Source organism: Streptosporangium sandarakinum, assembly GCF_050942225.1.
GTDB lineage: Bacteria > Actinomycetota > Actinomycetes > Streptosporangiales > Streptosporangiaceae > Streptosporangium > Streptosporangium nondiastaticum.
Genome location: NZ_CP192034.1, coordinates 1,243,671 through 1,267,538, shown reverse-complemented (window position 1 = coordinate 1,267,538; position 23,868 = coordinate 1,243,671). Strand labels below are relative to the sequence as shown.

The following is a 23,868-nucleotide window of genomic DNA, read 5'->3' as shown; positions in this document are numbered from 1 at the left end:
ACTCATCCTGATATTTCGTGGAATGTGTTACCCGACCGCTGACATCCCCACCGATCCACCGGGACGCGGAACGGGCAGGTATCCCGGTACCCTGACAGCGCAAGTGTCCGGGGTCCCCGAGCGGCGGGTCCTCAGCCGACCGAAAGGACCAGGCAAAGACGTGGAGTTTCTGCGACGCGCCTACCTGCGGTTCGCCGACCTGGCGAAGGAACTGGCGAAGTTCGGGACCATCGGGGGGATCGCCTTCCTCATCGACACCGGCGGCTTCAACCTCGTCCAGTACGGCCTGCACCAGGGCCCGCTGACCTCCAAGGTGGCCTCCACGGTCGTGGCGACCACCTTCGCCTACTTCGGCAACCGCTACTGGACCTACCGCCACCACGAGCAGAGCGGCCTGGCCCGGGAGTACTTCCTGTTCTTCCTGCTCAACGCCGTCGCCCTGCTGATCGGCCTGCTCTGCCTCGGCTTCACCCACTACACGCTGAAGCTGACCGACCCGCTGAGCATGAACCTCGCCAACCTCGTCGGCATCGGCCTGGGCACGCTGTTCCGCTTCTGGTCCTACAAGAAGTGGGTCTTCCTGGCTGCCACGGAAGAGGTGCCGAAGGAACTGCCCGACGACATCACGCGGGCCCGCTGACCACCCGGTTCCTCGGCGTCTCGGCCTTGCGCAGGAACAGCGCGAACACCGCGGGGCGGGGCCGTACGAGCTCCAGGCGGCCGCCGTCGGCGGCGGCCAGCGCGCGGGCCAGGGTCAGCCCCAGGCCGGTGCCGCCCTTGCCGCTGACGTTCCGCTCGAACACCCGGCCGGCGAGGTCGTCGGCGATGCCCTCCCCCTCGTCGGCCACCTCGACCACGACGGAGGTGTCCTTCTCGCTGGTGGTCACCGTCACCGTGCCGTCGCCGTGCCGCAGCGAGTTCTCCAGCAGCGTGGAGATCACCTGACTGATGCCGCCGCTGGTGGCCAGCGGGCGCAGGCCGCGCGTGCCCTCCAGCCGGATGTCCCGCCCCATCCGGCGGAACGCCGGACCCCACTCGGTGAGCTGCTGCTCCAGTATCCGGTCGAGCTTGACGGCCTCGGCCTGGGCGTGCCGCTGTCGCCGGGCCGCGGCGAGCAGCTCGTCGATCACGGCGGTGAGCCGCTCGGCCTGCACGATCGCGGCCTCGCCCTCCTCCTTGACGACCGACGGGTCGTGCGCGGCGGCGACGATCTCCTCCAGCCGCATGGTCAGGCCGGTGAGCGGGGTGCGGAGCTGGTGGGAGGCGTCGGTGGCGAACTCGCGTTCCCTGGCCAGCAGGTCGGAGATGCGGGTGGCGCTGCGGTCGAGCACCTCGGCCACCCGGTCGAGCTCCTGGATCCCGTACCGGTGCTTGCTCGGCCGGGCGTCCCCCGAGCCGAGCCGCTCAGCGATCATCGCCAGGTCGCTGAGCGGAAGCGTCAGGCGGCGCGACTGCACGATGGCGAGCCCGACCGCCACCGCGAGCGCGGCCGTGGCCAGCCCGAGGATGAGCAGCAGCCACGCCCGGACCTCCCGCGCCACCGCGGTGCGGTCCCGGGTGACCGCGACGTACACCCCGTTCTCCGACTGGGCGTCCTCGGTCATCTTGCGATTGTCCGAGGGCTCGGTTCCCACCGTCGTCACCTGCGGCGGCGTGCCCTTGACGTAGATCTGGATGTACCGGTCGGGATACTTGCGCGCCAGCTGCACGGGATCGATGGGCTGGTCCTGCAGCCGGGCGTACTCGACCTCGTTCAGCAGGCTCTTGGCCTGCGAGACGAGACCCTGGGTCGCCTCTTCCTCGATCAGCCGGTTCACGGCCACGCCGAGCGGGATGCCGAGCAGCAGCACCGCGATGACCGCGACGAGCAGGGTGGAGGAGAGGAGCCGGCGGCGCATCCCCTACTCTCGCTCGAAGCGGAAGCCGACCCCCCGGACGGTCGTGATGTACCGCGGCTTGGCGGCGTCGTCGCCGAGCTTGCGGCGCAGCCACGATATGTGCATGTCCAGGGTCTTGGTGGAGCCCCACCAGTTGGTGTCCCACACCTCGCGCATGATCTGCTCGCGGGTGACCACCTTTCCGGCGTCCCGGACGAGGACCCGGAGCAGGTCGAACTCCTTGGTCGTGAGGTGGAGCTCCTTGTCGCCCATCCACGCGCGACGGGAGTCGGCGTCGATGCGGACGCCCTGCACGACGGGCGTCTCGGACGTGCCACGCCGCAGCAGGGCGCGCACCCGGGCGAGGAGCTCGGCGAGGCGGAAGGGTTTGGTGACGTAGTCGTCGGCTCCGGCGTCGAGGCCGACGACGGTGTCGACCTCGTCGACGCGGGCCGTGAGGATGAGCACGGGCGTGCCGTGCCCCTCCGCGCGAATGCGCCTGGCGACTTCGAGGCCGTCCATCTCGGGCAGGCCGAGGTCAAGAACTATCAAGTCGATGCCACCCGACAGCGCCCGCTCCAGGGCCTGCGGGCCGTCGGGGCTCACCTCGACTTGGTAACCCTCGCGGCGCAGCGCACGCGCGAGCGGTTCGGAGATCGAGGTGTCATCCTCGGCGAGAAGTACACAGGTCATAACGCGATCGTAGGACCTTAGAGGATCGTTTCCCCGGTACAGCGCGCGGTTTGACTCGTCATTGACCTATCCATTGACCTGGGCAAACACTGATAAATCCCGGATAGTCACGCCGCAACGCCCCGCGGTCGCGTGGTACGGCTCCCGCATCGGAAGAACCTCGAAAGGGCAGTCTTCCCAATGACCCGGATAACAGAACCCGCAAATCCCCCTGTAAGGGATTTGACGGGCGCGTCCCGGCGATCATCCCGAAAAGGCCCGCGGCGTCCGACGCGCCGCGGGCCGGCCGGGCCGGGTGGGCTCAGTGCCCCCGGGCCAGCCACTCCTCCAGGTGCGGGGCCTCCTCGCCGATCGTGGTGGAGTCGCCGTGCCCGGTGCGCACGACCGTCTCCGGCGGCAGCGTCAGCAGCCGCCCGCGGATCGACTCGACGATCGTCTCGAACGACGAGAACGACCGGCCCGTCGCGCCCGGCCCGCCCCGGAACAGCGTGTCGCCGGTGAAGACCGTCCCGAGCGCGGGGGCGTACAGGCAGACCGCGCCGGGCGCGTGACCCGGCGTGTGCATGACGGTCAGCTCGACCCCGCCCGCCGAGATCACCTGCCCGTCCGCCAGCGGCGTGTACGGCGTGCCGGGGTGGACCATGTCCCACAGGACCTGGTCGGCCGGGTGGAGCATGACCGGGGCGCCGGTCCGCGCGGCGAGGGCCGGGGCGGCGCCGACGTGGTCGTCGTGCCCGTGGGTGCAGACGATCGCCCGGACCGTGCGGTCGCCGACCGCCGCGGCGATGGCCTCGGCGTCGTGCGCCGCGTCGATCACGACGACCTCGTCGCCCGAGCCGACCAGCCAGACGTTGTTGTCGACCTCCCAGGTGCCGCCGTCCAGCGAGAACGTCCCCGAGGTGACGACCCTGCCGATCGCCGCGCCCTCTCCGGCGGTCACAGGACCACCACCGAGCGCAGGACCTCGCCGCGGTGCATCTTGGCGAACGCCTCCTCGACGTCGCCGAGGCCGATCGTCTCGGAGACGAACCGGTCGAGGTCGAGCCGGCCCTGGAGGTAGAGGTCGATGAGCATCGGGAAGTCGCGGCTGGGCAGGCAGTCGCCGTACCACGACGACTTCAGCGCGCCGCCGCGCCCGAAGACGTCCAGCAGCGGCAGCTCGACCGTCATCTCCGGGGTGGGCACGCCGACCAGCACGACGGTCCCGGCCAGGTCGCGGGCGTAGAACGCCTGCCGGTAGGTCTCCGGGCGGCCGACCGCCTCGATCACCACGTCGGCGCCGTTGCCGCCGGTGAGCTCGCGGATGGCCTCCACCGGGTCGGCGTCGCGGGAGTTGATCGTGTGGGTGGCGCCGAACTCCTTCGCCCAGCCGAGCTTGCGGTCGTCGACGTCCACCGCGATGATCTTCGTCGCGCCCGCCAGCCGGGCGCCGTGGACGGCGGCGTCGCCCACGCCGCCGCAGCCGATGACGGCCACGCTGTCGCCGCGGGTCACCGCGCCGGTGTTGATCGCGGCGCCGATGCCCGCCATCACGCCGCAGCCCAGCAGGCCGGCCGCGGTCGCGGGCGCCTGCCGGTCCACCTTGGTGCACTGGCCCGCCGCGACCAGGGTCTTCTCGATGAACGCGCCGATGCCGAGGGCCGGGGTGAGGGGCGTGCCGTCCTCCAGCGTCATCCTCTGGGTGGCGTTGTGGGTGTTGAAGCAGTACCACGGGCGGCCCCTCCGGCAGGCGCGGCACTCACCGCAGACCGCCCGCCAGTTGAGGATCACGTAGTCGCCGGGGGCCACCTCGGTGACGCCCTCGCCGACCGCCTCGACCACCCCGGCGGCCTCGTGGCCGAGCAGGAACGGGAACTCGTCGTTGATCCCGCCCTCGCGGTAGTGGAGGTCGGTGTGGCAGACGCCGCACGCCTGGATGTTCACCACCGCCTCGCCGGGGCCGGGGTCGGGGACGTGGATCGTCTCCAGCGAGACGGGCTCACCCTTCGCCCGCGCGACCACGCCTTGAACGGTGTACGGCATGTCATGCACCTCAGATCTTCGAGCTCGTACCGGTCGGTCGGCGCCCCCGAAGCGGTCCCCCGGGACGCCCACGCCTCAATCCTTATCAGTCCCCGCGAAACGTGCACGACTCCGCACGGACCGTGGCCCCGTCCGGGCGGCTCGGCTCCCCCGCTGCACGTACGGCCGGTCTCCCCTGGCACGTACGGTCCTTCCCCGCGACACGTACGGGCTAGCTCCCCCGCAGCACGTACGGCTGGACCATGCCGAGACCGCGGACCGGCCGGCGGCGCATGCGGACCACCTCCACGCCCGGCGCGCCCTCGACGGCGGTGGCCACCCCCTCGTCCGCGAGGATCGTGCCGGGACGGGCGATGGCGGTCAGCCGGGCCGCCAGGTTGACGGTGGTCCCGAAGACGTCACCCATGACCGGCAGCACCGGGCCGTGGGCCAGGCCGATCCGCACGCCGGGGCCGTCCCGGTCCGTCGTCTCGGCGAGCTCCAGCGCGATCGCGGCGGCCCGGCGCGGGTCGGCGGCGGTGAACAGCACCTCGTCGCCGAGCGTCTTGACCAGGCGACCGCCGTTCGCGGCGACGATGTCGGAGGCGCGGGACTCGAACCCCTCGACCAGCCCGGCCAGGGCCCGCTCGTCCATCGAGCGGGACAGGCGGGTGAAGGAGACCAGATCGGCGAAGCCCACCGCGAGGGTCCGCCGGGCCGGCGAGATCTCCTCGGCCATGTCGGCGACGGCCAGCAGGCGGGTCCCGGCGGCGGCGAGCTGGGCGCGCCACGCGTGCACCAGCATCCGCTCCAGGTCCGGCAGCAGGCGGCGCGAGGTGTCGAGGACCGCGGCGAGGTCGTCGTCGGTGGGCGTCCGCCCCGGGTCGAGCATGGTGCCGATCAGGATGTCGGCCTGCCACTGGGCGAGCCTGGCCGTCGTCTGGCCGAGCGCCCTGGCCATCCGGACGGTGGTCTCGTCGTCCATGGACCCGTCGTCCATCATCGACCTGACCCGGCGGAGGGATTCCACGTCGGCGTCGGTGAAGGCCACCGCGTCGTCGGGCAGCGTGGCGAACCCCAGGGCCCGCCAGATGCGCTCGGTGAGGCTCTGCGGCACCCCGGCCAGCTCGGCCACCTGGATACGGGTGTAGCGGGGCCGGTCCCCGGCGAAGACGCTCTCGATCTGCTCGGCCGTCGGACGTCCGGTCACTTCCCCTCACCCCCCTTCTCGCCTCCCCGCCCAGGAGGTTACGCCACGTGGCCGTGCCCGCCGCGCGGCCCCCGGCCGTACGGCGGTCCCGGCCCCTACAGCGACCTCCGCACGGCATTCGGCCCGTACGGCGGCCCCGGGAGGCCCCTACCGTCTCCGGCGGCCCGTCCCGTCCAGGTCGCCCTTCGGCTCCGGGCCGCCCGCCCCGCCCGCGCCGTCGTCCTCGCCGTCCTCGTCGGGATCGTCGGCCTCGTCGATCGCCCGGAACAGCTCGGCCCGCACCGCCTGGAGGTGGGGGATGTCGCGCAGCTCGATCCGGCCCTGCTCACCGGCCGACTCGACGTGGAGCGTGCCGGAGCCGAGGATCCGCTCCACCAGCGTCTGCTCCGCGCTGACCGTGTTGACCTTGGCCATCGGGATGTCGTCGTGCGACTTGCTCAGCACGCCGGTGCCGATGGACAGGCGGTGCGAGGTGATCAGGTAGGAGGTGTTCTTCCACTTCAGGTACGGCACGAACGACCAGACGGTCAGCAGGCCGACGGAGATCACCGCGACCGCGATCCGGGCGTAGCCGGCGTACTCGAAGGCGGGGATGTAGAACATCGCGGCGCCCGAGGCGACGACGATGACGACCAGCGCCAGGAACGGCACGACGAGCTGTCGCCAGTGGGGGCGGAACGAGCGGATGCGCTGCTCGCCCTCCGTGAGGTGGTGATCCGGGAGACCCATGGGCAAATCGTGGCACGTCCGGCCTCCGGCCGTCAGGAGGCGCGAGGACGGACGTGGACCACGTCGCCGGCGCTCAGCACGTGCTCCTCGCCCCCCGACTCCACCAGCAGGTGCCCGGAGGCGTCGACGCCGGTGGCCCGCCCGGCGAGCACCCGCTCCCCCGGCAGCTCCACCCGGACCTCACGGCCGACGGTCGCGCCGGCCGCGAGGTAGGCGGCCCGCAGCCCGCAGGCGTCGGCATCGCCCTGGGCCTCGGACCAGTCGCGGTAGTGGGCCTCGATCTCCCGCAGCACCGCGCGGACGAGCGGGTCGCGGTCGACGCACGCGGCGCCCTCGATGGCGAGGGAGGTCGCGGTCTCCACGGGCAACTCCTCGGGGCGGGCGCTCACATTGAGCCCGATCCCCACCACCACGGCGCCGTCGATGCGCTCGGCGAGCACCCCGGCGAGCTTGCGCTCGCCGATCAGCAGGTCGTTGGGCCACTTCAGGCGGACGTCCACCTCGGCGATCCGGCGCACCGCCGACGCCGCGGCCAGGCCGACGAGCAGCGGCAGCCAGCCGTGCCGGGCGGGGGGCGGGTCGGGGCGCAGCAGCACCGAGAGCGCCAGGCCGGAGCGTGGCGGCGCCGTCCAGGCCCGGCCCAGCCTGCCGCGGCCGGCGAACTGGACCTCGGCGATCAGCACGGTCCCCTGCCGGGCGCCCTCGCGGGCGGCCTGCGCGAGGTCGGCGTTGGTGGAACCGGTCCGCTCGACGACGGTGACGCCGGACCACAGGCCGCCGGGCCGTACCAGGGCGCGGTTGAGCGCCGTCTCGGAGAGCGGCGGCCGGTCGAGGTCGGTGAAGGGCGAGTCGGGCACCCGTCCATCATCCCCCCTCCCCCCGGCCGACCGTGACCGGACCGTGGCGACGACCGGGAGCGACGCCGGGGAATACCGGGGAATACCGTGGGTGCGGCGGGGAAGTCAAAGGCTCCACCGGTTGCCGGCACCGCTCCGAGGGGCGGGAAAGATGAGAGACATGAGCACAAGTCGCGCCGATCTGCCCCGGCCGGGGCCGAGCACTCGGACCCGCGTCCTCGCGGTGTCCGGCGACATCGTCAGGGAGCGGCGGGACGACCTGGCCACCGAGGAGCCGCTGGAGATCCGGCTGAGCGCCTCCCGCCACGTCGGCTCGGCCACCCCGCGGCCCCGGGCGGCCAACGGGTCCGCGCCCACGTCCACGGACGTCCCCGGGGGCGCCCACCGCACCGTCGCGATCACCATGCGCACCCCCGGCCACGACTTCGAGCTGGCCGCCGGGTTCCTGTACGGGGAGGGGGTCATCACCTCCGGCGATCTGTCCTCGATCGCCTACTGCACCGACGAGGACCTGCCGCGGGAGGCCCGCTACAACACCGTCACCGTACGGCTGCGCCAGGGCAGGCTGCCCGAGCTGCCCGCCCTCGACCGGCACTTCATGACGTCGAGCGCCTGCGGCGTCTGCGGCTCCGCCGGCCTGGAGGTCCTGCGCGACCGGTGCGCGCCGCTGCCCGCGGGCACCGGCGTACAGGTCGCCCCGAAGGTCCTGTACGGCCTGCCGGACCGGCTGCGCGCGGCCCAGAGCGTGTTCGGCAAGACGGGGGGCCTGCACGCGGCCGGCCTGTTCACCGCCGCCGGCGACCTGGTGGCGGTCCGCGAGGACGTGGGGCGGCACAACGCCGTGGACAAGCTGGTCGGCTGGGCTCTGATGACCGAGCGGCTGCCGCTGCGCGACAGCGTTCTGCTGGTCAGCGGGCGCAGCAGCTACGAGATCGCGCAGAAGGCCCTCAGCGCCGGGATCCCGGTCGTCTGCTCGGTCTCGGCGCCCTCCTCCCTGGCCGTCGATCTGGCCAGGGAGTTCGGGATGACGCTGGTGGGCTTCCTGCGCGACGAGCGGTTCAACGTCTACTCGGCCCCGGAGCGGATCGCCACACCGTGAGGATCCGCTCCGGGGCGGGGCGGATCAGCCGGTGTTCTGCAGGCCGGCGGCGACGCCGTTGACCGACAGCAGCAGCAGGGTGGACAGCCTCTCGCGCTCCTCCTCCGACACCTCGTGGTCGGCGCGGAGCCGCGACAGGGCCCGGAGCTGGAGGTGCGACAGCGCGTCCACGTACGGGTCGCGGAGCTGGACGGCGCGGGAGAGGACCCGGCGGTTCTCCAGCAGGCGGGTGTGGCCGGTGACCTCCAGGACCAGGCGGCGGGTGAGGTCGTACTCGGCCAGGACCTGCCGGACGAAGTCGTCCCGGCCGCCCAGCGCGAGATAGCGGGCGGCGATGTCGCGGTCGGTCTTGGCCAGCGACATCTCCACGTTGTCCAGCAGCGAGGCGAGCAGCGGCCACTCGCGGTAGGCGGCGCGCAGTTCGTCCAGGCCGATCTCGTCGATCACCGCGGCCAGGCCGCTGCCCAGGCCGTACCAGCCGGGCAGGTTGACCCGGGTCTGCGCCCAGGCGAACACCCACGGGATGGCCCGCAGGTCGTCCAGGGAGCGCGGCGCGCCGAGGCCGCGCCGCGCCGGGCGGGAGCCCAGCCGCAGCGAGCCGATCTCCTCCAGCGGGCTGACCAGGGAGAACCACTCGGGGAAGCCGGGCGCCTCGGTCAGCGCCCGGTACGCCTTCTCCGAGGCCGAGGCGACCTGCCGGGCCACCCCGCGGAAGCGCGCGGCGGCCTTGGCCGTGCGTGCCTCGGCGGACGGGGTGGAGGCGAGCAGCACCGCCGAGGTGACCTGCTCCATGTGGCGGCGGGCGATGGCGTCGTGCCCGTAGCGGGCGAAGATGACCTCGCCCTGCTCGGTGACCTTGAACCGGCCGCCGACCGAGCCGGGCGCCTGGGCGAGCACGGCGCGGTTGGCCGGTCCGCCGCCGCGGCCCAGGGCCCCGCCCCGGCCGTGGAACAGCGTCAGCCGCACGTCGTGCACGACGGCCCAGGCGGCCAGCGCCTCCTGCGCCTCGTACAGCTTCAGCGTCGCCGCGGCGGGCCCGAGCTCCTTGGCGGAGTCGGAGTAGCCGAGCATGACCTCCAGGCGGCGCTCGCCCGTGGCCAGGCGGTCCCGGACGGCGGGGATGTCGAGCATGCCGGTCAGCACGGCCGGGGCGTTCGCCAGGTCGGCCCCGGACTCGAACAGCGGGACCACGTCGAGCGTGGGCGCCCGGTCGCCGAGCGCGTGCCGGGCCAGCTCGTACACCGCGGCGATGTCGTCGGCGGAGCGGGTGAAGGAGACGACGTAGCGGGAGGCGGCCGTCACGCCGAACCGCTCCTGGATCCAGGCGACGGTCCGGATGGTGGCCAGCACCTCCTCGGTCCGCTCGGAGGTCCGCCCGGCCTGGATCTCGGCCAGCGCCTCGGCGTGGACCTGCGAGTGCTGGCGCACCTCCAGCTCGGCCAGGTGGAAGCCGAACGTCTCCACCTGCCAGATCAGGTGCTGCAGCTCGCCGTACGCCTGCCGGGCGGCTCCGGCGCCGGCCAGGGACGTCTGGACCAGCCGCAGGTCGGCCAGCAACTCCTCGGGTGAGCGGTAGGCCAGGTCGAGGCCGCGCTGCCGGGTGGCGGCGACGCGGGCGGCGACGAACAGCAGCCACTGCCGGTGCGGCTCCCGCGGCGAGCGGGTGGCCATCTCCGAGACCAGCTCGGGGTGGTGGTCTTCGGCGGCGGCGAGCGCCGCGCGCAGCTCGGGCGAGGGCGGGGTCTGGCCGGCGTTCAGGGTGAGGGTCCGGCCGATCCGCTGGGCGGCGTTCTCCAGGGCGATCAGCACGTGCTCGGCCTGGATGAGGATGGCGTCCCTGGTCACCCTGGCGGTGACGTTGGGGTTGCCGTCGCGGTCGCCGCCGATCCAGCTCCCGTAGCGGATGAAGGCGCGGGCCTTCGGGGCGCGGGCGCCGGTGTCCACGCCGAGGGCCGCATCCAGCGAGCGGTAGACCATCGGGACCGCCCGGAACAGGGTCTCGTCGAAGGCGGCCATGGCCGTGCGGACCTCGTCGAGCGGGTTGAGCTTGGTGGACCTGAGCTGGGCCGTCCGCCACAGCAGGTCGATCTCCTCCAGCAGCCGCCGCCGGGTCTCGGCCCGCTCGGCGGCGCCCCGGCCGGGGCTGTTGTAGTCGGTGAGCCGGCCGCTGATCCGCTGGATCGCGGTGACCACCGCGCGCCTGCGGGCCTCGGTGGGGTGGGCGGTCAGCACCGGGTGCAGCCGCAGCCCCTCCACCAGCTCGGCGACCCTCTCCTCGCCGAGTTCCTGCACGGCCTGGGCGATGGAGTCGGGCAGCGGCTCCTTCCCGGTGTCGCGGACCCGGAGGGTGCGGATGCGGAAGTGTTCCTCCGCGAGGTTGACCAGGTGGAAGTAACAGGTGAACGCCCGGGCGATCTGCACCGCCCGATCGATCGGCCATTCGGCGACCAGGGCGGTGACCTCATCGCCGGAGATCTCCCCGCGGCGGGCCGCGATGACGGCCTTGCGGAGGCGTTCGACGTCGGCGAGCAGGTCGTCGCCGCCGTACTCGGCGATGACCTGCCCCAGGAGCTCTCCGAGGAGCCGCACGTCCGCGCGCAGCTCCTCGGGCATCTCGGTGACGGCGGAGGAACGCTCTGCCTGCTGCGCGGCCTGCGCTGAGCGTTCTGCCTGTTCGTTCGCGATGGCGGGCATGCTCGCCAGCGTATCCAGTCCGTTATCTCCCGTGAGGAGCGGTCTCACCTATTGGACTAGACCACTGGCGGAATCCGGCGCGGGCCGCCCGCCCGGTGTGAGACGCGGGCGGGCGGGTGCGGGGCCGGAACGGGCGCGCGCCGAGGTGGGCGCGGGACCGGACGCGCCGGGCGGTCAGTTCGCCCGGGAGGTGGCGGCCAGGATCTCCGGGTAGCGGCCGAAGGCCAGCCCGCCGGCGAGCCGCCGCCCGCCCCAGGAGACCAGCAGGCCGTACGGCACCGCCAGGACGCAGAACCAGGGGGACGCCAGCAGCACCGGCAGCACGATCGGCAGGGACAGCACGCCGCCGGCGATCAGCCCGCCGAAGGAGGCGGCGAAGGCGACGCCGCCCTGCCCCGGCGCGGCGCCGGTGAAGGCGTTCAGCCGCTCCGGCACGGTGTACGGGATCAGCACGCTGGTCAGGGCCCCCACGCCGAGCCCGGCGCCGAGGACGCCCCAGGCGGTGAGCGCGGCGGGGACGGCCCACGGGAGCTCGCCCGCGAGGAGTGCCGCGACGACCGCCAGCACGGTCAGCAGCGGGACCGCGATCGTCGCGACGGCCAGGTGCCGCCCGGCGATGTCGGTCCGCCAGTCACGGGCCGAGCCGTAGGCGACGGAGTTCATCCACAGCGAGCGGCCGTCGATGCCGAAGAGGTTGATCGACTGCAGGGCGATCATCAGCGCGCCGATGCAGCCGGGGGCGATCGCGAGGACGGCGAGGCTCGGCACGGCGCGGCCGTCGCCGTTCATGGTGAACGCCATGATGCCGGTGACCACGATGGCGGCGAACCAGCCGACCCGGCCGCGCGGGTCGCGGCGGGCGTACTTGAGCTCCTTGGTCGCGACCGCGGCGAGCGGGCCGTCCGGCAGGACGCGGGCCAGCAGGCCCCGCGAGCTGCGGACGGTGGACGCCTCGGTGGAGGCGTCCGCCGTGACCAGCGCCCGGCGGAGCGCGGCGATCCACAGCCGGCCGATCACGAGGACCAGGACGGCGAGTACGGCCAGCTCGGCGAGGGCGGCCGGGCCGCCGTCGGCGACGGCGTGCGCGGCCATCCCGGACGGGGTCCAGCGCAGCGCCGACGCCAGAGCGCCCAGCATGGCGAGCGGGTCGGCGGCCAGCCCGCCGTTGACCAGCAGGTTGGGCAGCTGGGCCACCAGGACGACGAAGATCGCGGAGACGGCGAGCACGTCGCGGCCCCGGCGGGTGCGCAGTACGCCGGACAGGGCCGTGGTGACCAGCCGTGAGAGCACGATGCACAGGGCGAACTGCAGCAGCACCGCGACGGCGCCCACCACGGCGCCGCCGGCCCCCGTGGCCAGGCCGGCGACCGCGCCGAACGCGGCCACCAGCGTGGCCAGCGGCCAGACGCCGGTGATCGAGGCGGCGAACATGCCGGTCGCGAGCTGCCCGGTGCGCAGCGGGAACAGCGCCAGCCGGGACGGGTCGAGGGTGTCGTCCAGGCCGAACGCCAGCAGCGGCACGACCGCCCAGCCGATCAGCTGCATGGTGAACAGCACGGTCGTGACGTCCCGCGCGGTGTCGGCGGGCGCCGCGCGGAGCGCGGCCAGGAGGAAGAACCCGAAGCCGGCCACGACCACCGCGGCGATCACCGAGAAGACGAACCCGGCCAGGCGGGCGCCGCTGCCGCGCAGGCCCCCGGCGACCAGCCGGAGCTTGAGCCGGACGAAGACGCCGGGTCCCACCCGCACCGCGTCGGTGGTCCGCACCGGCCGGTCGTCCCCGGCGGTGGTCCCGGTGCCCGTGCCGCTCATGCCGCTCATGCCGCCGTCCGCGCCGCCGTTCACGCCGAGGTCGCGCCCAGCCATGACAGGCCCTCCTCCCCGCCACCGTGGCCGTGGGCGCCGACCAGGCCGAGGAACGCCTCGTTGAGGCTCCGCCCGGCCCGGACCTCGTCCAGCGGGCCCTGCGCGACGATCTGCCCGCGGCTCATCACCGAGACCCAGTCGCACAGGCGCTCGACCAGCTCCATGACGTGGCTGGAGAAGACGACGGTCGAGCCGGAGGCGGTGTAGCGCCGGAGCACCTCGACCAGCGTGTTGGCGCTGACCGGGTCCACCCCCTCGAACGGCTCGTCGAGGAAGAGCACCGCGGGGTTGTGCAGGAGCGCCGCGGCGAGCCCGATCTTCTTGCGCATGCCGGTGGAGTAGTCGACGACGAGCTTGTCGGCCGAGTCGACGAGGTCCATGACCCGCAGCAGTTCCGCCGACCGCCGCTCGACCTCCTCCTTGGGGATGCCGCGGAGCTGGCCGTTGTAGGCCAGCAGCTCCCGGCCGGACAGCCGCTCGAACAGCCGCAGGCCCTCGGGCAGGACGCCGATGCGGCCCTTCACCGCGATCGGCTCGCGCCAGACGTCGAGGCCGTCGATGTGCGCGGTTCCGCCGTCCGGGCGCAGCAGGCCGGTGACCATGCTCAGGGTGGTGGTCTTGCCCGCGCCGTTCGGCCCGACCAGGCCGGCGAAGCCGCCCCTGGGCACGATGAGATCGACACCGCCCACGGCCACCTGCTGGCCGAATCTCTTGACGAGCTGCCGGGTGCGTACCGCTTCGACGATGTCCGTCATGACCCCTACTCTGCCGTTTGTCGCTTTCGGAGGAAGTATTCCAGTCCGCTGAACGAATGAGCGCCCCCGATAGTTCGAGAGGGCCCGGGACGGTTACCCTCGCAGGGAGTTGACGACAAGGGTGAGGGACCGATGAGCGCTGAGCCGGTGGCCACCGGAATCGACATTCACACCACGGCGGGCAAACTCGCCGACCTGGAGCGGCGTCTGGACGAGGCGAAGCACGCCGGTTCCGAGCGCGCGGTGGCCAAGCAGCACGCCAAGGGCAAGATGACGGCCAGGGAGCGGGTCCTCGCCTTCCTGGACGACGACAGCTTCGTGGAGTTCGACGAGCTGGCCCGGCACCGGTCGGGCAACTTCGGCCTGGAGCGCGAGCGCCCGTACGGCGACGGCGTGGTGACCGGCCACGGCACGGTGGACGGCCGTCCGGTGGCGGTGTTCGCCCAGGACTTCACGGTCTTCGGCGGCTCGCTGGGCGAGGTCTTCGGCGAGAAGATCGTCAAGGTCATGGACCACGCGCTGAAGACCGGCTGCCCGGTCGTCGGCATCAACGACTCCGGCGGGGCCCGCATCCAGGAGGGCGTGGTCTCCCTCGGCCTGTACGCCGAGATCTTCAAGCGCAACGTCCACGCCTCCGGCGTGATCCCGCAGATCTCGCTGATCATGGGCCCGTGCGCGGGCGGCGCGGTCTACTCCCCGGCGCTCACCGACTTCGTGCTGATGGTGTCGGAGAAGTCGCACATGTTCATCACCGGCCCCGACGTCATCAAGACCGTCACCGGCGAGGAGGTGACGTTCGAGGAGCTGGGCGGCGCGCACACGCACAACTCCCGGTCGGGCGTGGCGCACTACGAGGCGTCCGACGAGGAGGACTGCCTGGAGTTCGCGCGGGCGCTGCTGTCCTACCTGCCGTCCAACAACCTGGACGAGCCGCCGGTCTTCGAGACCGAGCCGGTTCTGTCGGTCACCGACGCCGACCGCGAGCTGGACACGCTGATCCCCGACTCGGCGAACCAGCCCTACGACATGCACACGGTGCTCGAACACGTCCTGGACGACGGGGAGTTCCTGGAGGTGCACGCGCGGTTCGCGCCGAACATCGTGGTGGGCTTCGGCCGCGTCGAGGGACACCCGGTGGGGATCGTCGCCAACCAGCCGATGAGTTTCGCCGGCACGCTGGACATCGCGGCGTCGGAGAAAGCCGCGAGATTCGTCCGCACTTGTGACGCTTTCAACATTCCCGTGCTGACATTCGTAGATGTTCCCGGATTCCTTCCTGGAACCGATCAGGAATGGAACGGGATCATCCGCCGCGGCGCCAAGCTGCTCTACGCCTACGCCGAGGCGACCGTCCCGCTCGTCACCGTCATCACCCGCAAGGCGTACGGCGGCGCCTACGACGTCATGGGCTCCAAGCACCTGGGCGCCGACGTCAACCTGGCCTGGCCCACCGCGCAGATCGCCGTCATGGGCGCGCAGGGCGCGGTCAACATCCTCTACCGGCGCGAGCTGATGGCGGCCGACGACCCCGACGCCGAGCGCGCCCGGCTCGTCACCGAGTACGAGGACACGCTGGCCAATCCCTACCTCGCGGCCGAGCGCGGGTACGTCGACGCCGTGATCCGTCCCTCCGACACCCGCGTGCAGATCGTCCGCGCGCTGCGCGCCCTGCGCAACAAGCGCGCCACCCTTCCGCCGAAGAAGCATGGGAACATTCCGCTGTGACCGAGCTGAAGATCGTCCATGGTGAACCCGGGCCCGAGGAGGTCGCGGCGCTGGTGATCGCGATCGCCTCGCGGACCGCACCGGAGGGTAAAACCGTACGAAAGCCCGGAAACTGGCGCGATCCCGCTTACCGACTGCGAAAGCCGCTCCCCACCGGACAAGGCGCCTGGCGATCGAGCGGATTACCGCGATAGATCTCGGGAACAGGGTGTCAAGCCGCACGAGAGTTGGGACTATCTAAGAAATGGGCGCATATAGCCAGCCGATCAGCTAGTCCGAGGCCTGGAGGACGACATGACCATCCTGGACCTCACCTCGCACCCCGTCATCGCGAAGTACGCCGTCCTGGTCGACGTGGGATACCTGTACGCCGCGGCGGGGGAGGTGTTGCTTGGCGCCAAGGAGCGCAAGGAATACCGCGTCGCGGCCGACGAGCTGATCCAGGCGCTGCAGAAGCACGCCGAGACGCGCATCCACGGCGAGCTGCTGCGGATCTACTGGTACGACGCCGCCCGTGACCGGGTGCCGACCGTCGACCAGCGCGTCATCGCCCAGCTCCCGTGGGTCAAGGTGCGCCTGGGCAACCTCAACGCGCGCGGGCAGCAGAAGGGCGTGGACGCGCAGATCCGCAGCGACCTGGAGGCGCTGGCCCGCCACCACGCGGTGAGCGACACGATCCTGCTCGCCGGGGACGAGGACATGGTCCCCGCCGTCGAGGCCGCCCAGGCGTACGGCGTGCGGATCCACCTGTGGGGGGTGGAGCCGCCGTACGGCACCAACCAGGCCGAGCGCCTGGTCTGGGAGGCCGACACGGTCGAGATCATCAGCGCCGACTTCCTGCGCTCCTTCTTCAGCCGCGCCCCCGCCCCGGTCCCGGTCGTCCCGGCCACCCCCTCCCCCGCCCAGGTCTTCGCCGGGCGGACGCCCGCCTCGATCAAGCCGAAGGTCTCCCCCGGCCAGGCCGCCAAGCTCGGGCCCAGCCGCCCGCGGGTCGAGGAGGTCGGCGAGCACGTGGCCCAGAAGTGGATCCTCACCCGCGGCCGCGACAACATCCGCGACCTGCTGCCGGGCCCGCTGCTGCCCACGGTGATCGACACCGAGCTGCTGATCGAGGCGGAGAAGGAGCTCGGCCACTCGCTGCGCCCCTATCCCGAGGCCCGGGTGTGGCTCCGCGACGGCTTCTGGGCCCGCGTCTACCGCGAGTTCGAGATCGGAGTGGGCATCTCCTCCCGCTGAACCCGATCCCGGTTCCCCCGGCGCGGCTCCGGTCCGGTCCCGCGTCCCGGGCCCGGTCCCGGTCCCGCCGATCCCAGCTCCGCCGGCTCCGGCCCCGGTCCGGTCCCGCCTCCCGGACCCGATCCACGGTCGCGTCCGATTCCCGCCAGCCGTCCCGCCTGTGCTGGGACTAGCGTTTCAGGTGTGTCCACGACAGAGCTCGACTTCGACTCCTGTTACCGAGCGGTGGCCGCCCGGGACGCCCGCTTCGACGGGCGCTTCTACACGGCGGTCACCACGACCCGCATCTACTGCCGCCCGGTCTGCCCGGCGCGCACCCCGACCTCGCGCAACGTCCGCTTCTACCGCCACGCGGCGTCCGCCGAGGCCGCCGGGTTCCGGCCCTGCAAGCGCTGCCGGCCGGAGCTCAGCCCCGGCGACCCCGGCTGGGACCACCGCGGCGACCTGGTGGGCCGGGCGCTCCGCCTGATCGACGAGGGGGCGGCCGACGACGGCGGGATCACCCGGCTGGCCGGGCGGCTGCACATCACCGAGCGGCACCTGCACCGGCTGTTCGCCGCCGAACTCGGCGTGGGGCCGCTGGCCGTGGTCAGGACCAAGCGCCTGCTGCTGGCCAAGCAGCTCCTGACCGAGACCGGGCTGCCGATCAGCGACGTGGCGTTCGCCGCGGGTTTCGGCAGCGTCCGGCAGTTCAACGCGACCATGAAGGAGACCTACGGCTTCACCCCCGGCGAGCTGCGGGCCACCGCGGGCCGCGCCGCCTCCGGCAACGCGCTGACGCTCCGGCTGCACCGGCGCGAGCCGTACGAGGCCGGGGCGCTGATGCGGTTCCTGGCGGCGCGGGCGATCCCCGGGCTGGAGCGGGCCGACGAGATCTCCTACAGCCGCGCGGTGCCCCAGGGGACGATCACCCTCACCCCGCTCCCCGACCACGTCCGGCTGGACGTCACCCTCGACGACACCCGCCACCTGGCCCGCGTCGTCGCCCGTGCCCGCCGCCTCCTCGACCTCGACGCCGATCCCGCGGCCATCTCCGACGCCCTCGGCGCGACCGCTCTCGCGCCGCTGGTCGCAGCCCGGCCCGGGCTGCGCGTCCCCGGCGCCTGGGACGGCTTCGAGGCCGCCGTCCGCGCCGTGATCGGCCAGCAGATCTCCGTCGCGGGCGCCCGCACCATCCTGGGCCGCCTCACCGCGCGTGCCGGCCGTACGGCCGGCGGCGAGATCAGCGGCGCGATCGGTGCGATCGGTGCGGCCGGCGGCGCGGGCGAGGTGAACGGCACCGGTGCGAACGGCACCCGCGCGGGCGGCACCGGCGCGGGCGGTCCGAACCTCCTGTTCCCCACCGCCGCCGACCTCGCCGAGGCCGACCTCGCCGGGCTCGGGCTGACCGGGCGGCGGGTGACCACGCTGCGTGCGCTCGCCGCGAAGGTCGCCGGCGGCGAGATCGACCTGGACGGCGCGCAGGAACCGGCCGAGGCGGTCGCCCGGCTGCTGGAGGTGCCGGGGATCGGCCCGTGGACGGCCGGTTACATCGCGCTGCGCGCCCTGCGCGACCCGGACGCCTGGCCCCGGGGAGACCTCGGGCTGCGGCGCGCCATGGTGAGCCTGGGCATTCCCGAAGATCACATCGAGCGGTGGCGGCCCTGGCGGGCCTACGCCGCGCTGCACCTTTGGAGTTCAGAATGACGACTACGACGATCGAGGCGCAGGTCCTGCCCACCCCGACCGGACCGCTGTCGCTGCTCTCGCACGAGGGGATCCTCGTCGCGGCCGGCTTCACCGCCGACCCGGAGGAGATGTTCGCCAGGCTCTCACCCGCGATGCGGGCTCACGGCCTGACCAGGGTGGACGACCTGGGCCACGCGGCGCGGGCCGTACGCGACTATCTGGACGGCGACCTGACGGCACTCGACACCGTCGAGGTGTCCCAGCCGGGGTCGCCCGGGCGGCAACGGCTGCTGACCGCGCTGCGGGAGGTCCCGGCCGGGACCACGGTCACCTACGCCGAGCTAGCCGAACGGGCGGGCATGCCGAGGACGGCCGCCCGGGCGGCCGGCGGGGCGTGCGCGCAGAACCTGATCGCGCCGTTCGTCCCGTGCCACCGCGTCCTGCCGTCCATCGGGGGCTTCGGCGGCTACTACTACGGCACCCCGGTCAAGCAGTGGCTGCTCACCCACGAGAAGGCCCTCGGCTGACCACCCGCACCGCCCGGACCGGCCGGGGACGGGACTCGCCGGGACGCGGTACGGCCCGCCGCCCGTGCCCGTTCCGCGATCCCGGCCGGCCCGGCGACGTGCTCCGTACCTCAGTCGGTCCCGGTGACGGTGCTCTGCACCTCGCCCACCTCGACGTCGCGGGTCGCGCCGACCTGGATGGGGTCGTAGGCGAAGGGCACGACGCCGCCCTGCCCCTGGGCCGTCACCTCCCACACCGAGGTCACCGTCAGCTCGTAGACGCGACGCGGCTGGTCGACCGAGGCGTGGAGGTACTGGACGCCGCAGGTGAACTCCCCGCCCTTGGCGTACGGCTTGCCGGTCGGCCCGCAGTCCGTCATGACCTTGGCCCGGTCGTCGGTCGTCCCGGACTTGATCGTCATGTCGTTCAGGTTCGCGGTCACCGTGGCGCTCATGTAGCCCGGGATCGTGGCCGTCACCGACCTGGTGGTCTGGCCGGCGTCGTCGAGCCAGACCCAGGTCGGCAGGTTGACGTAGCTCTTGACGTCGGGGTTCAGCTTGATCTTCGGCTCGGGCACGGTCAGCGCGGCGCGGGCGATGTCGAGGAGCTCCTGCATGGTGATCCCGTTCGGCGGGGTCGTGTTCGGCGGCACCCAGATCTCGGGCTCCATGCCGCCGAAGCAGGCGACCCCGGCGTCGGTGCCGTCGTGCGCGACGTGCCACCAGCGGCCCTCCTGGCCCACCTTGTCCTTGTACTTGTCCAGGTAGGCGTCGTCGGGGGTCTCGCCCCAGGTCTTCTCCGCGCGCTGCTGACGGCCGTTGCGGAAGTTCATCTCGTCCTCGGCGTTGTTGCCCGGCTCGTACCAGCAGTGGCGCTTGACCTGGTATCCGTCGCTCTTGGCGCCCAGACCGGACCCGGACAGGCGGATCTGGGAGTTGTACAGCTCGATCCTGCTCGTGTTGCCGCTCTGGCTGGTCCGGACCCCGCCGCCACCGCCGCCGTCCGGCTGCGGGCCGGGGGCGAGCAGGAGCAGGCCCGCGACGGCCACATTCACGATCATCGAAGACACCCCTTCGCGGGTTCGCCGGGCAGTTCCTCGTACTGGAGAAGAACGATCCGCCAGACGCCGTCGTCGCCGCGGCGCATCCCGGCGGTCTGCAGGAACGGCCTCCTGGTCCAGGACGGCTGCCGGCGGACCGCCTTCCCCGTGCCGGCGTCCAGGAGCCGCATGCCGGTCTCGTCGATGCACGCCTTGAAGGTCGCCCCGCGGCCGTCGGCCGCGGCGACGTTCATCGCGTAGATCCGGGAGACGCCCCGCAGCGACGTGTGGTGCTCCAGGAACCGTCCCACCCACTCGCGGCCCTGCCAGGCCCCTTCGTCCCGCATCGCGTTCAGGTAGGCGGTGTCGGCGCCCCGGGTGACTACCGCGCTGTACGACCCGGCGCGGTAGTCGCGGAGCGCTTTGACCATCCCCGCGGTGTCGGGGTCGGACACCGCGGGCCACTCGACCACCACCCGCACGTCGGGGGAGATCACGATGGTCTCCTCCTTCGGCCCGGAGACGGCGCCGTCCGTGCGCCGAGGACCGCCCGTGCCCTCCGGGGCGGGGCTCCCCGCCGCGTCCCGCGACGCGCCCGGCGGGTCGGCCGGGAGGTCGACGGGGGTGAACGGCCGGGCGGGCGGCGAGGAGCAGCCCACCGGCGCGGCCAGGGCCAGCGCGGCCAACGCTCGCATGACGGTCACGTTAGGAGCGCCCGCCGCACGGAACCACCGGTATGCACGAATCAGCATGGTTCCGCCTCTCCCTCCGTCCCCGGTCATCCCTGTCCCTCGTCCTTCCACGTCTCCGGCTCTTCCCGGCCGCCACCGCGCTCCCCGCCCGGCGGCGCCGTACCGCTTCCGACCGGTCATGCCGACGGCGCCGAACGCACCCGCCACGAGGGCAGCAGTTCGTCGATGAGCGCCTCGGTCTCCGGCGCCATCCCGCCCCCGCCGGGCCGGTCGGAGCGCCGGTGCAGGCCGTCCGCCACGGCCCGCAGCCTGGCGGCGTCGCCGGTGAGGTGGGTGGCCCTCAGCAGGTCCCGCCAGAGCCCCTCGTCGTCGGGGGCGAGCAGCAGCCCGGCCCGCGCCGCGCCGACGGCCCGGTCGGCCTCGCCGCGGGCCAGCCGTACCTCGCAGAGCCGGTGGGCGGCGTCGGCGACGGCGGCGGTCACGTCGTACTCCAGGTCGTCGGCGGCCAGCCAGGCGTACCGGCCGCGCGGGCGGTCGGCGAGCAACGGGCCGCGCACCAGGCCCAGGGCCTTCTCCAGCAGTACGGCGCGCATGGTCGGGTCGGCCTGCGCCCGGCGCGCGAACGCGCGGAACAGCGACCAGTCGGTCCGCACCTCCGGGCCCAGCCGGAGCCGGCCCGCGTCGTCGGTGTGGAGGTTGGGCCGGCCGGAACGGTCGGTGCCCAGCCAGTCCACGACCCGGGCGATGGTGGCGTCCCGGACCGCGGACTGCACGCCGCGCGGCCACAGGATGCCGCCCAGCACGACCGGGTGGACGCCGCCCGGGTGGGTCGCGAGGTAGACGACGAGCTCCACGGCCAGGGCGGCGCGGCCCTCCTCCATCGGCGGCGGGCCGAGCACCTCGGCCGGGCCGAGGATCCGCACCTCGACCGAGGGCGCCCCCGCGGCCGGCTGCGGCTCCGGCTCGTCGGGCAGCGGCTCGCCGTCGAGCCGTTCGGCCGTGCGGAACAGCTCCACCAGGGAGCGGTAGTGGCGGCGGGGCAGGAGCTGGGCGGTGACGTCGAAGCCGAGCGCGTCGACGAGCGCCCGGCCGTCCTCGGTGATCTCCCAGTTCCAGGTGGCGTGCGGCGCCTCGCCCGCCACGACGTACCCGGCTGCCGTCCGGACGCCCTTCCTGGCCAGCAGCGCCAGGCGGCGGCCCTCCTCGGCGGTGGGGGCGACCGCGGACAGCACGTAGTGCGGCGGCCAGATCGGGTCGGCGGCGCGGCCGTGGATCCGGCCGGTGAGCACGTCGTCGCCGTGGCCGCGCTCGTTCGCGGTGGCCTCCAGCTCGGGCAGGACGTCCGCGAGGGTGCCCGCGCACCGGATCCGGTCGGGGGCGATCACGGCCAGTTCCTCCCCGAAGCCGACCAGCGTGACGCGCATCCGGTCGGACCAGCGGTTGGTGGCCAGCTCCACGGCGAGCGCGGCGAGCGCCGAAGTGGTCCGTTCCCCCTTCAGGCTGATCAGGCCGTGGGCCGCCTCCAGGTCCACGAGCACCCGGCCCTCGCCGTTGGAGCCGAGCGAGACCAGCCCCGGGTACGGCGCGGGCGCGTCGGCGAGGGACCGTTCGTCGATCATCCGGCCCTCCTGGGCGGGCAGCCGCCAGACCTGGCCCCCGTCGCAGGAGACCCAGGGGGCGGGGGCGTCCTCCTGCGGCGGGTGGATCCACAGGTCGAGGGTCTGCGCGGACAGGTACGCGGCGTAGACGGTCGGCGGGACGCGCCGCTGCTCGGCGAGCGACCTGCCGAGGAGCCGCAGCCCGAGGTCGAGCATCCGGCTGCCCGGCGCGTCGGCCCCGATCCGGAGCGCGACCTCGGCCTCGGCGGCGTCGTCGCGCGGCCGGACGACCCGGCGGCCGAGCGCCCGCTCCCAGAGCTGCCGCCTGCGCCTGCCGCCGAGTGCGGCCAGCACCCCGGCCGCCAGCAGGGAGGCCCCGGCGAGGTAGTCGAGCAGCGGCGCCCCGGTCTCGGGCTCGGCGGCCCAGTCAGGGGGACCGGCCGCTCCGTGGCGCTCCCGCTGCCGGGGTCGCCCGGCGCGTGCTCCCGCCCGGTGGCGTGCTCACCGGTCCGAGCGGGGTCGGTGCGCTCGCCGGTCCGGGACGGCTCCGCGGTGCCGCGTTCACCGGTCCGGGACGGCTCCGCGGTGCCGCGGCCGGTCTCGGCGGGGGCGGGCCGTTCCGCACGGCCGGAGTCGCCGGGCCGCGTGGTGACGGTCCCCTCGCCGGTCCGGCGGTCGCCGGAGCCGTCGCCGGGCAGGACCGAGGTGTCCTGGGGAGGGGAGACCTCCGCGTGCCTCCCGGTCCGCGTCTCCTCCCCCGCCGGGAGGTCCCGGGTGCCGGGCGTGACGTGCTGGGTGCGCCCGTCGAGCTCGGCGGGCTTGTACGGATGATCCTTGAGGGTCTCGTCGCGCGGCTGGTCCACCGGGACGACGTGCACGTTCCTGGCGTCGTCCGGCATGTCGAGCACCCAGCCGGGCCTGATCAGGTCGGCCATGTGCAGGCGGCTGCCGTCGGGCTGCTCCTTGTGCTGGTTGAGCCGGTAGACCTCCGGGTAACGGCGGCCGTCGCCCAGGCACTTCTCCGCGATCTCCCACAGGCTCTCGTGGTGGCGGCCGTGCGGCGGCTGCACCACGTACACCTTCTTGACCTTCGCGACCGGCGCCAGCGGCGCCCGCTGCTCCCCGGAGACCGGGGCCGGCAGGGCCGACAGCGCGTCCGCGGCGGCCGCGGCGACCGGGGGACGGGGCGGCGGGCCGCTGGGCCGGGCGATCGGCACCACCACCGCCGACACGGTGAACAGCAGCAGCGCCGCCGAGACCAGCCGGTTGGCCAGCGCCTGGGTGCCGCCGGAGAACGGGACCTGGGCCGGCATGCCGACCCGGCGTATCCCGGCGTAGACCTCGACGATCACGCAGGCGGTCAGCTGCAGCCAGGCGAGCCAGACCAGCAGCACCAGGATCGCGATGATCGTGCTGGTGCCGACCTGGCTGGTCAGCACGTCCAGGTCGAGCAGTTCGGGAGGGACGGGCGGCCCGGCCAGCCGCAGCAGGGCGTAGGGGACCCCGCCGACGAGCGCGACCAGCAGGACCAGCGCGCCGAGTCCGGCGAGCACGTCGCCCGGCGTGCGTCTGGGCCTGATGCGCACGGGCTGTCGCGGTGGCATGCCTCTCCCTCTCAGTTC

21 protein-coding genes are annotated in these 23,868 nt (G+C 73.4%); 7 read left to right on the top strand and 14 right to left on the bottom strand.

The features are described from left to right. Positions 1–160 precede the first annotated feature (160 nt). Positions 161–640: a GtrA family protein gene (locus ACQP10_RS06125; RefSeq protein WP_189246635.1), complete on the top strand. Its 480-nt coding sequence runs from the start codon at positions 161–163 to the stop codon at positions 638–640. Here ACQP10_RS06125 and ACQP10_RS06120 read toward each other — a convergent pair. The 7 genes from ACQP10_RS06120 to ACQP10_RS06090 all read right to left on the bottom strand — a co-directional run bounded on the left by ACQP10_RS06120 (position 624) and on the right by ACQP10_RS06090 (position 7,367). Beyond that, positions 624–1,898 (bottom strand): ATP-binding protein, encoded by a 1,275-nt coding sequence (locus ACQP10_RS06120; protein WP_179819486.1) that lies wholly within the window; start codon positions 1,896–1,898, stop codon positions 624–626. The two genes, ACQP10_RS06125 and ACQP10_RS06120, sit on opposite strands and share 17 nt — an antisense overlap. Before the next feature lie 3 nt (positions 1,899–1,901). Beyond that, entirely contained in the window at positions 1,902–2,570 is a 669-nt protein-coding gene (locus ACQP10_RS06115; RefSeq protein ID WP_012888073.1) for a response regulator transcription factor, read from the bottom strand. A 301-nt stretch (positions 2,571–2,871) separates the two neighbouring features. Continuing rightward, the gene (locus ACQP10_RS06110; protein WP_312873158.1) at positions 2,872–3,510 is read right to left on the bottom strand and encodes an MBL fold metallo-hydrolase; all 639 of its coding nucleotides are present in this window, start codon (positions 3,508–3,510) and stop codon (positions 2,872–2,874) included. Continuing rightward, entirely contained in the window at positions 3,507–4,592 is a 1,086-nt protein-coding gene (locus ACQP10_RS06105; protein WP_179819487.1) for an S-(hydroxymethyl)mycothiol dehydrogenase, read from the bottom strand. Before ACQP10_RS06105 ends, ACQP10_RS06110 begins: the two co-directional genes overlap by 4 nt. Positions 4,593–4,803: 211 nt before the next feature. After that, positions 4,804–5,781, bottom strand: coding sequence for an adenylate/guanylate cyclase domain-containing protein (locus ACQP10_RS06100; protein WP_346021863.1), 978 nt, complete (start codon positions 5,779–5,781; stop codon positions 4,804–4,806). A 147-nt stretch (positions 5,782–5,928) separates the two neighbouring features. Further along, a complete protein-coding gene (locus ACQP10_RS06095) occupies positions 5,929–6,510 on the bottom strand; it encodes a PH domain-containing protein (protein ID WP_346021862.1) in 582 nt (193 codons plus the stop codon). Positions 6,511–6,542: 32 nt separating this feature from the next. Next, positions 6,543–7,367 (bottom strand): biotin--[acetyl-CoA-carboxylase] ligase, encoded by an 825-nt coding sequence (locus ACQP10_RS06090; protein ID WP_433541021.1) that lies wholly within the window; start codon positions 7,365–7,367, stop codon positions 6,543–6,545. Positions 7,368–7,527: 160 nt separating this feature from the next. Here ACQP10_RS06090 and fdhD point away from each other — a divergent pair, with 160 nt between their 5' ends. Beyond that, on the top strand, positions 7,528–8,466 hold the full coding sequence (fdhD, locus tag ACQP10_RS06085; RefSeq protein WP_433541020.1) for a formate dehydrogenase accessory sulfurtransferase FdhD: 939 nt from the start codon (positions 7,528–7,530) through the stop codon (positions 8,464–8,466). Positions 8,467–8,490: 24 nt separating this feature from the next. Here fdhD and ACQP10_RS06080 read toward each other — a convergent pair whose 3' ends face one another. The 3 genes from ACQP10_RS06080 to ACQP10_RS06070 form a co-directional block, all read right to left on the bottom strand. Next, the gene (locus tag ACQP10_RS06080) at positions 8,491–11,160 is read right to left on the bottom strand and encodes a phosphoenolpyruvate carboxylase (protein WP_179819492.1); all 2,670 of its coding nucleotides are present in this window, start codon (positions 11,158–11,160) and stop codon (positions 8,491–8,493) included. 174 nt (positions 11,161–11,334) lie between these two features. Then, positions 11,335–13,026 carry a hypothetical protein gene (locus ACQP10_RS06075; protein ID WP_346021859.1) on the bottom strand — a complete coding sequence of 564 codons (1,692 nt, stop codon included), beginning with the start codon at positions 13,024–13,026 and terminating at the stop codon, positions 11,335–11,337. Continuing rightward, positions 13,002–13,781: an ABC transporter ATP-binding protein gene (locus ACQP10_RS06070; RefSeq protein WP_179819493.1), complete on the bottom strand. Its 780-nt coding sequence runs from the start codon at positions 13,779–13,781 to the stop codon at positions 13,002–13,004. Before ACQP10_RS06070 ends, ACQP10_RS06075 begins: the two co-directional genes overlap by 25 nt. A 132-nt stretch (positions 13,782–13,913) precedes the next feature. On the opposite strand from ACQP10_RS06070, the gene ACQP10_RS06065 reads away from it, so the two are divergent. The 5 genes from ACQP10_RS06065 to ACQP10_RS06045 all read left to right on the top strand — a co-directional run bounded on the left by ACQP10_RS06065 (position 13,914) and on the right by ACQP10_RS06045 (position 18,937). After that, on the top strand, positions 13,914–15,506 hold the full coding sequence (locus ACQP10_RS06065) for an acyl-CoA carboxylase subunit beta (RefSeq protein WP_179819494.1): 1,593 nt from the start codon (positions 13,914–13,916) through the stop codon (positions 15,504–15,506). Beyond that, the gene (locus ACQP10_RS06060; RefSeq protein ID WP_433541019.1) at positions 15,503–15,700 is read left to right on the top strand and encodes an acyl-CoA carboxylase subunit epsilon; all 198 of its coding nucleotides are present in this window, start codon (positions 15,503–15,505) and stop codon (positions 15,698–15,700) included. Before ACQP10_RS06065 ends, ACQP10_RS06060 begins: the two co-directional genes overlap by 4 nt. Positions 15,701–15,800: 100 nt before the next feature. After that, entirely contained in the window at positions 15,801–16,742 is a 942-nt protein-coding gene (locus ACQP10_RS06055; RefSeq protein ID WP_179819496.1) for an NYN domain-containing protein, read from the top strand. Between the two features lie 183 nt (positions 16,743–16,925). After that, positions 16,926–18,428, top strand: coding sequence for a DNA-3-methyladenine glycosylase 2 family protein (locus tag ACQP10_RS06050; protein WP_179819497.1), 1,503 nt, complete (start codon positions 16,926–16,928; stop codon positions 18,426–18,428). Next, the gene (locus ACQP10_RS06045) at positions 18,425–18,937 is read left to right on the top strand and encodes a methylated-DNA--[protein]-cysteine S-methyltransferase (protein ID WP_179819498.1); all 513 of its coding nucleotides are present in this window, start codon (positions 18,425–18,427) and stop codon (positions 18,935–18,937) included. The genes ACQP10_RS06050 and ACQP10_RS06045 overlap by 4 nt, the downstream gene beginning before the upstream one ends. Before the next feature lie 110 nt (positions 18,938–19,047). Here ACQP10_RS06045 and ACQP10_RS06040 read toward each other — a convergent pair whose 3' ends face one another. The 4 genes from ACQP10_RS06040 to ACQP10_RS06025 all read right to left on the bottom strand — a co-directional run bounded on the left by ACQP10_RS06040 (position 19,048) and on the right by ACQP10_RS06025 (position 23,850). Further along, positions 19,048–19,977 carry a hypothetical protein gene (locus tag ACQP10_RS06040; protein ID WP_218911672.1) on the bottom strand — a complete coding sequence of 310 codons (930 nt, stop codon included), beginning with the start codon at positions 19,975–19,977 and terminating at the stop codon, positions 19,048–19,050. Next, positions 19,974–20,651, bottom strand: a complete 678-nt coding sequence (locus ACQP10_RS06035; RefSeq protein WP_179819500.1) for a hypothetical protein — start codon at positions 20,649–20,651, stop codon at positions 19,974–19,976. The genes ACQP10_RS06040 and ACQP10_RS06035 overlap by 4 nt, the downstream gene beginning before the upstream one ends. 173 nt (positions 20,652–20,824) lie before the next feature. After that, on the bottom strand, positions 20,825–21,241 hold the full coding sequence (locus ACQP10_RS06030; protein WP_433541881.1) for a bacterial transcriptional activator domain-containing protein: 417 nt from the start codon (positions 21,239–21,241) through the stop codon (positions 20,825–20,827). A gap of 1,022 nt (positions 21,242–22,263) precedes the next feature. Further along, the gene (locus ACQP10_RS06025) at positions 22,264–23,850 is read right to left on the bottom strand and encodes a hypothetical protein (RefSeq protein WP_433541018.1); all 1,587 of its coding nucleotides are present in this window, start codon (positions 23,848–23,850) and stop codon (positions 22,264–22,266) included. Between the last annotated feature and the right edge of the window lie 18 nt (positions 23,851–23,868).

What these genes read in the sequence shown, in the direction of transcription:
- ACQP10_RS06035 (WP_179819500.1), bottom strand. Translation starts at nt 20,651, where the DNA reads ATGCGAGCGTTGGCCGCGCTGGCCCTGGCCGCGCCGGTGGGCTGCTCC.
- ACQP10_RS06030 (WP_433541881.1), bottom strand. Translation starts at nt 21,241, where the DNA reads ATGCGCGCCGTACTGCTGGAGAAGGCCCTGGGCCTGGTGCGCGGCCCG.
- ACQP10_RS06025 (WP_433541018.1), bottom strand. Translation starts at nt 23,850, where the DNA reads ATGCCACCGCGACAGCCCGTGCGCATCAGGCCCAGACGCACGCCGGGC.
- ACQP10_RS06095 (WP_346021862.1), bottom strand. Translation starts at nt 6,510, where the DNA reads ATGGGTCTCCCGGATCACCACCTCACGGAGGGCGAGCAGCGCATCCGC.
- ACQP10_RS06120 (WP_179819486.1), bottom strand. Translation starts at nt 1,898, where the DNA reads ATGCGCCGCCGGCTCCTCTCCTCCACCCTGCTCGTCGCGGTCATCGCG.
- ACQP10_RS06105 (WP_179819487.1), bottom strand. Translation starts at nt 4,592, where the DNA reads ATGCCGTACACCGTTCAAGGCGTGGTCGCGCGGGCGAAGGGTGAGCCC.
- ACQP10_RS06070 (WP_179819493.1), bottom strand. Translation starts at nt 13,781, where the DNA reads ATGACGGACATCGTCGAAGCGGTACGCACCCGGCAGCTCGTCAAGAGA.
- ACQP10_RS06065 (WP_179819494.1), top strand. Translation starts at nt 13,914, where the DNA reads ATGAGCGCTGAGCCGGTGGCCACCGGAATCGACATTCACACCACGGCG.
- ACQP10_RS06045 (WP_179819498.1), top strand. Translation starts at nt 18,425, where the DNA reads ATGACGACTACGACGATCGAGGCGCAGGTCCTGCCCACCCCGACCGGA.
- ACQP10_RS06080 (WP_179819492.1), bottom strand. Translation starts at nt 11,160, where the DNA reads ATGCCCGCCATCGCGAACGAACAGGCAGAACGCTCAGCGCAGGCCGCG.
- fdhD (WP_433541020.1), top strand. Translation starts at nt 7,528, where the DNA reads ATGAGCACAAGTCGCGCCGATCTGCCCCGGCCGGGGCCGAGCACTCGG.
- ACQP10_RS06115 (WP_012888073.1), bottom strand. Translation starts at nt 2,570, where the DNA reads ATGACCTGTGTACTTCTCGCCGAGGATGACACCTCGATCTCCGAACCG.
- ACQP10_RS06040 (WP_218911672.1), bottom strand. Translation starts at nt 19,977, where the DNA reads ATGATCGTGAATGTGGCCGTCGCGGGCCTGCTCCTGCTCGCCCCCGGC.
- ACQP10_RS06055 (WP_179819496.1), top strand. Translation starts at nt 15,801, where the DNA reads ATGACCATCCTGGACCTCACCTCGCACCCCGTCATCGCGAAGTACGCC.
- ACQP10_RS06075 (WP_346021859.1), bottom strand. Translation starts at nt 13,026, where the DNA reads ATGGCTGGGCGCGACCTCGGCGTGAACGGCGGCGCGGACGGCGGCATG.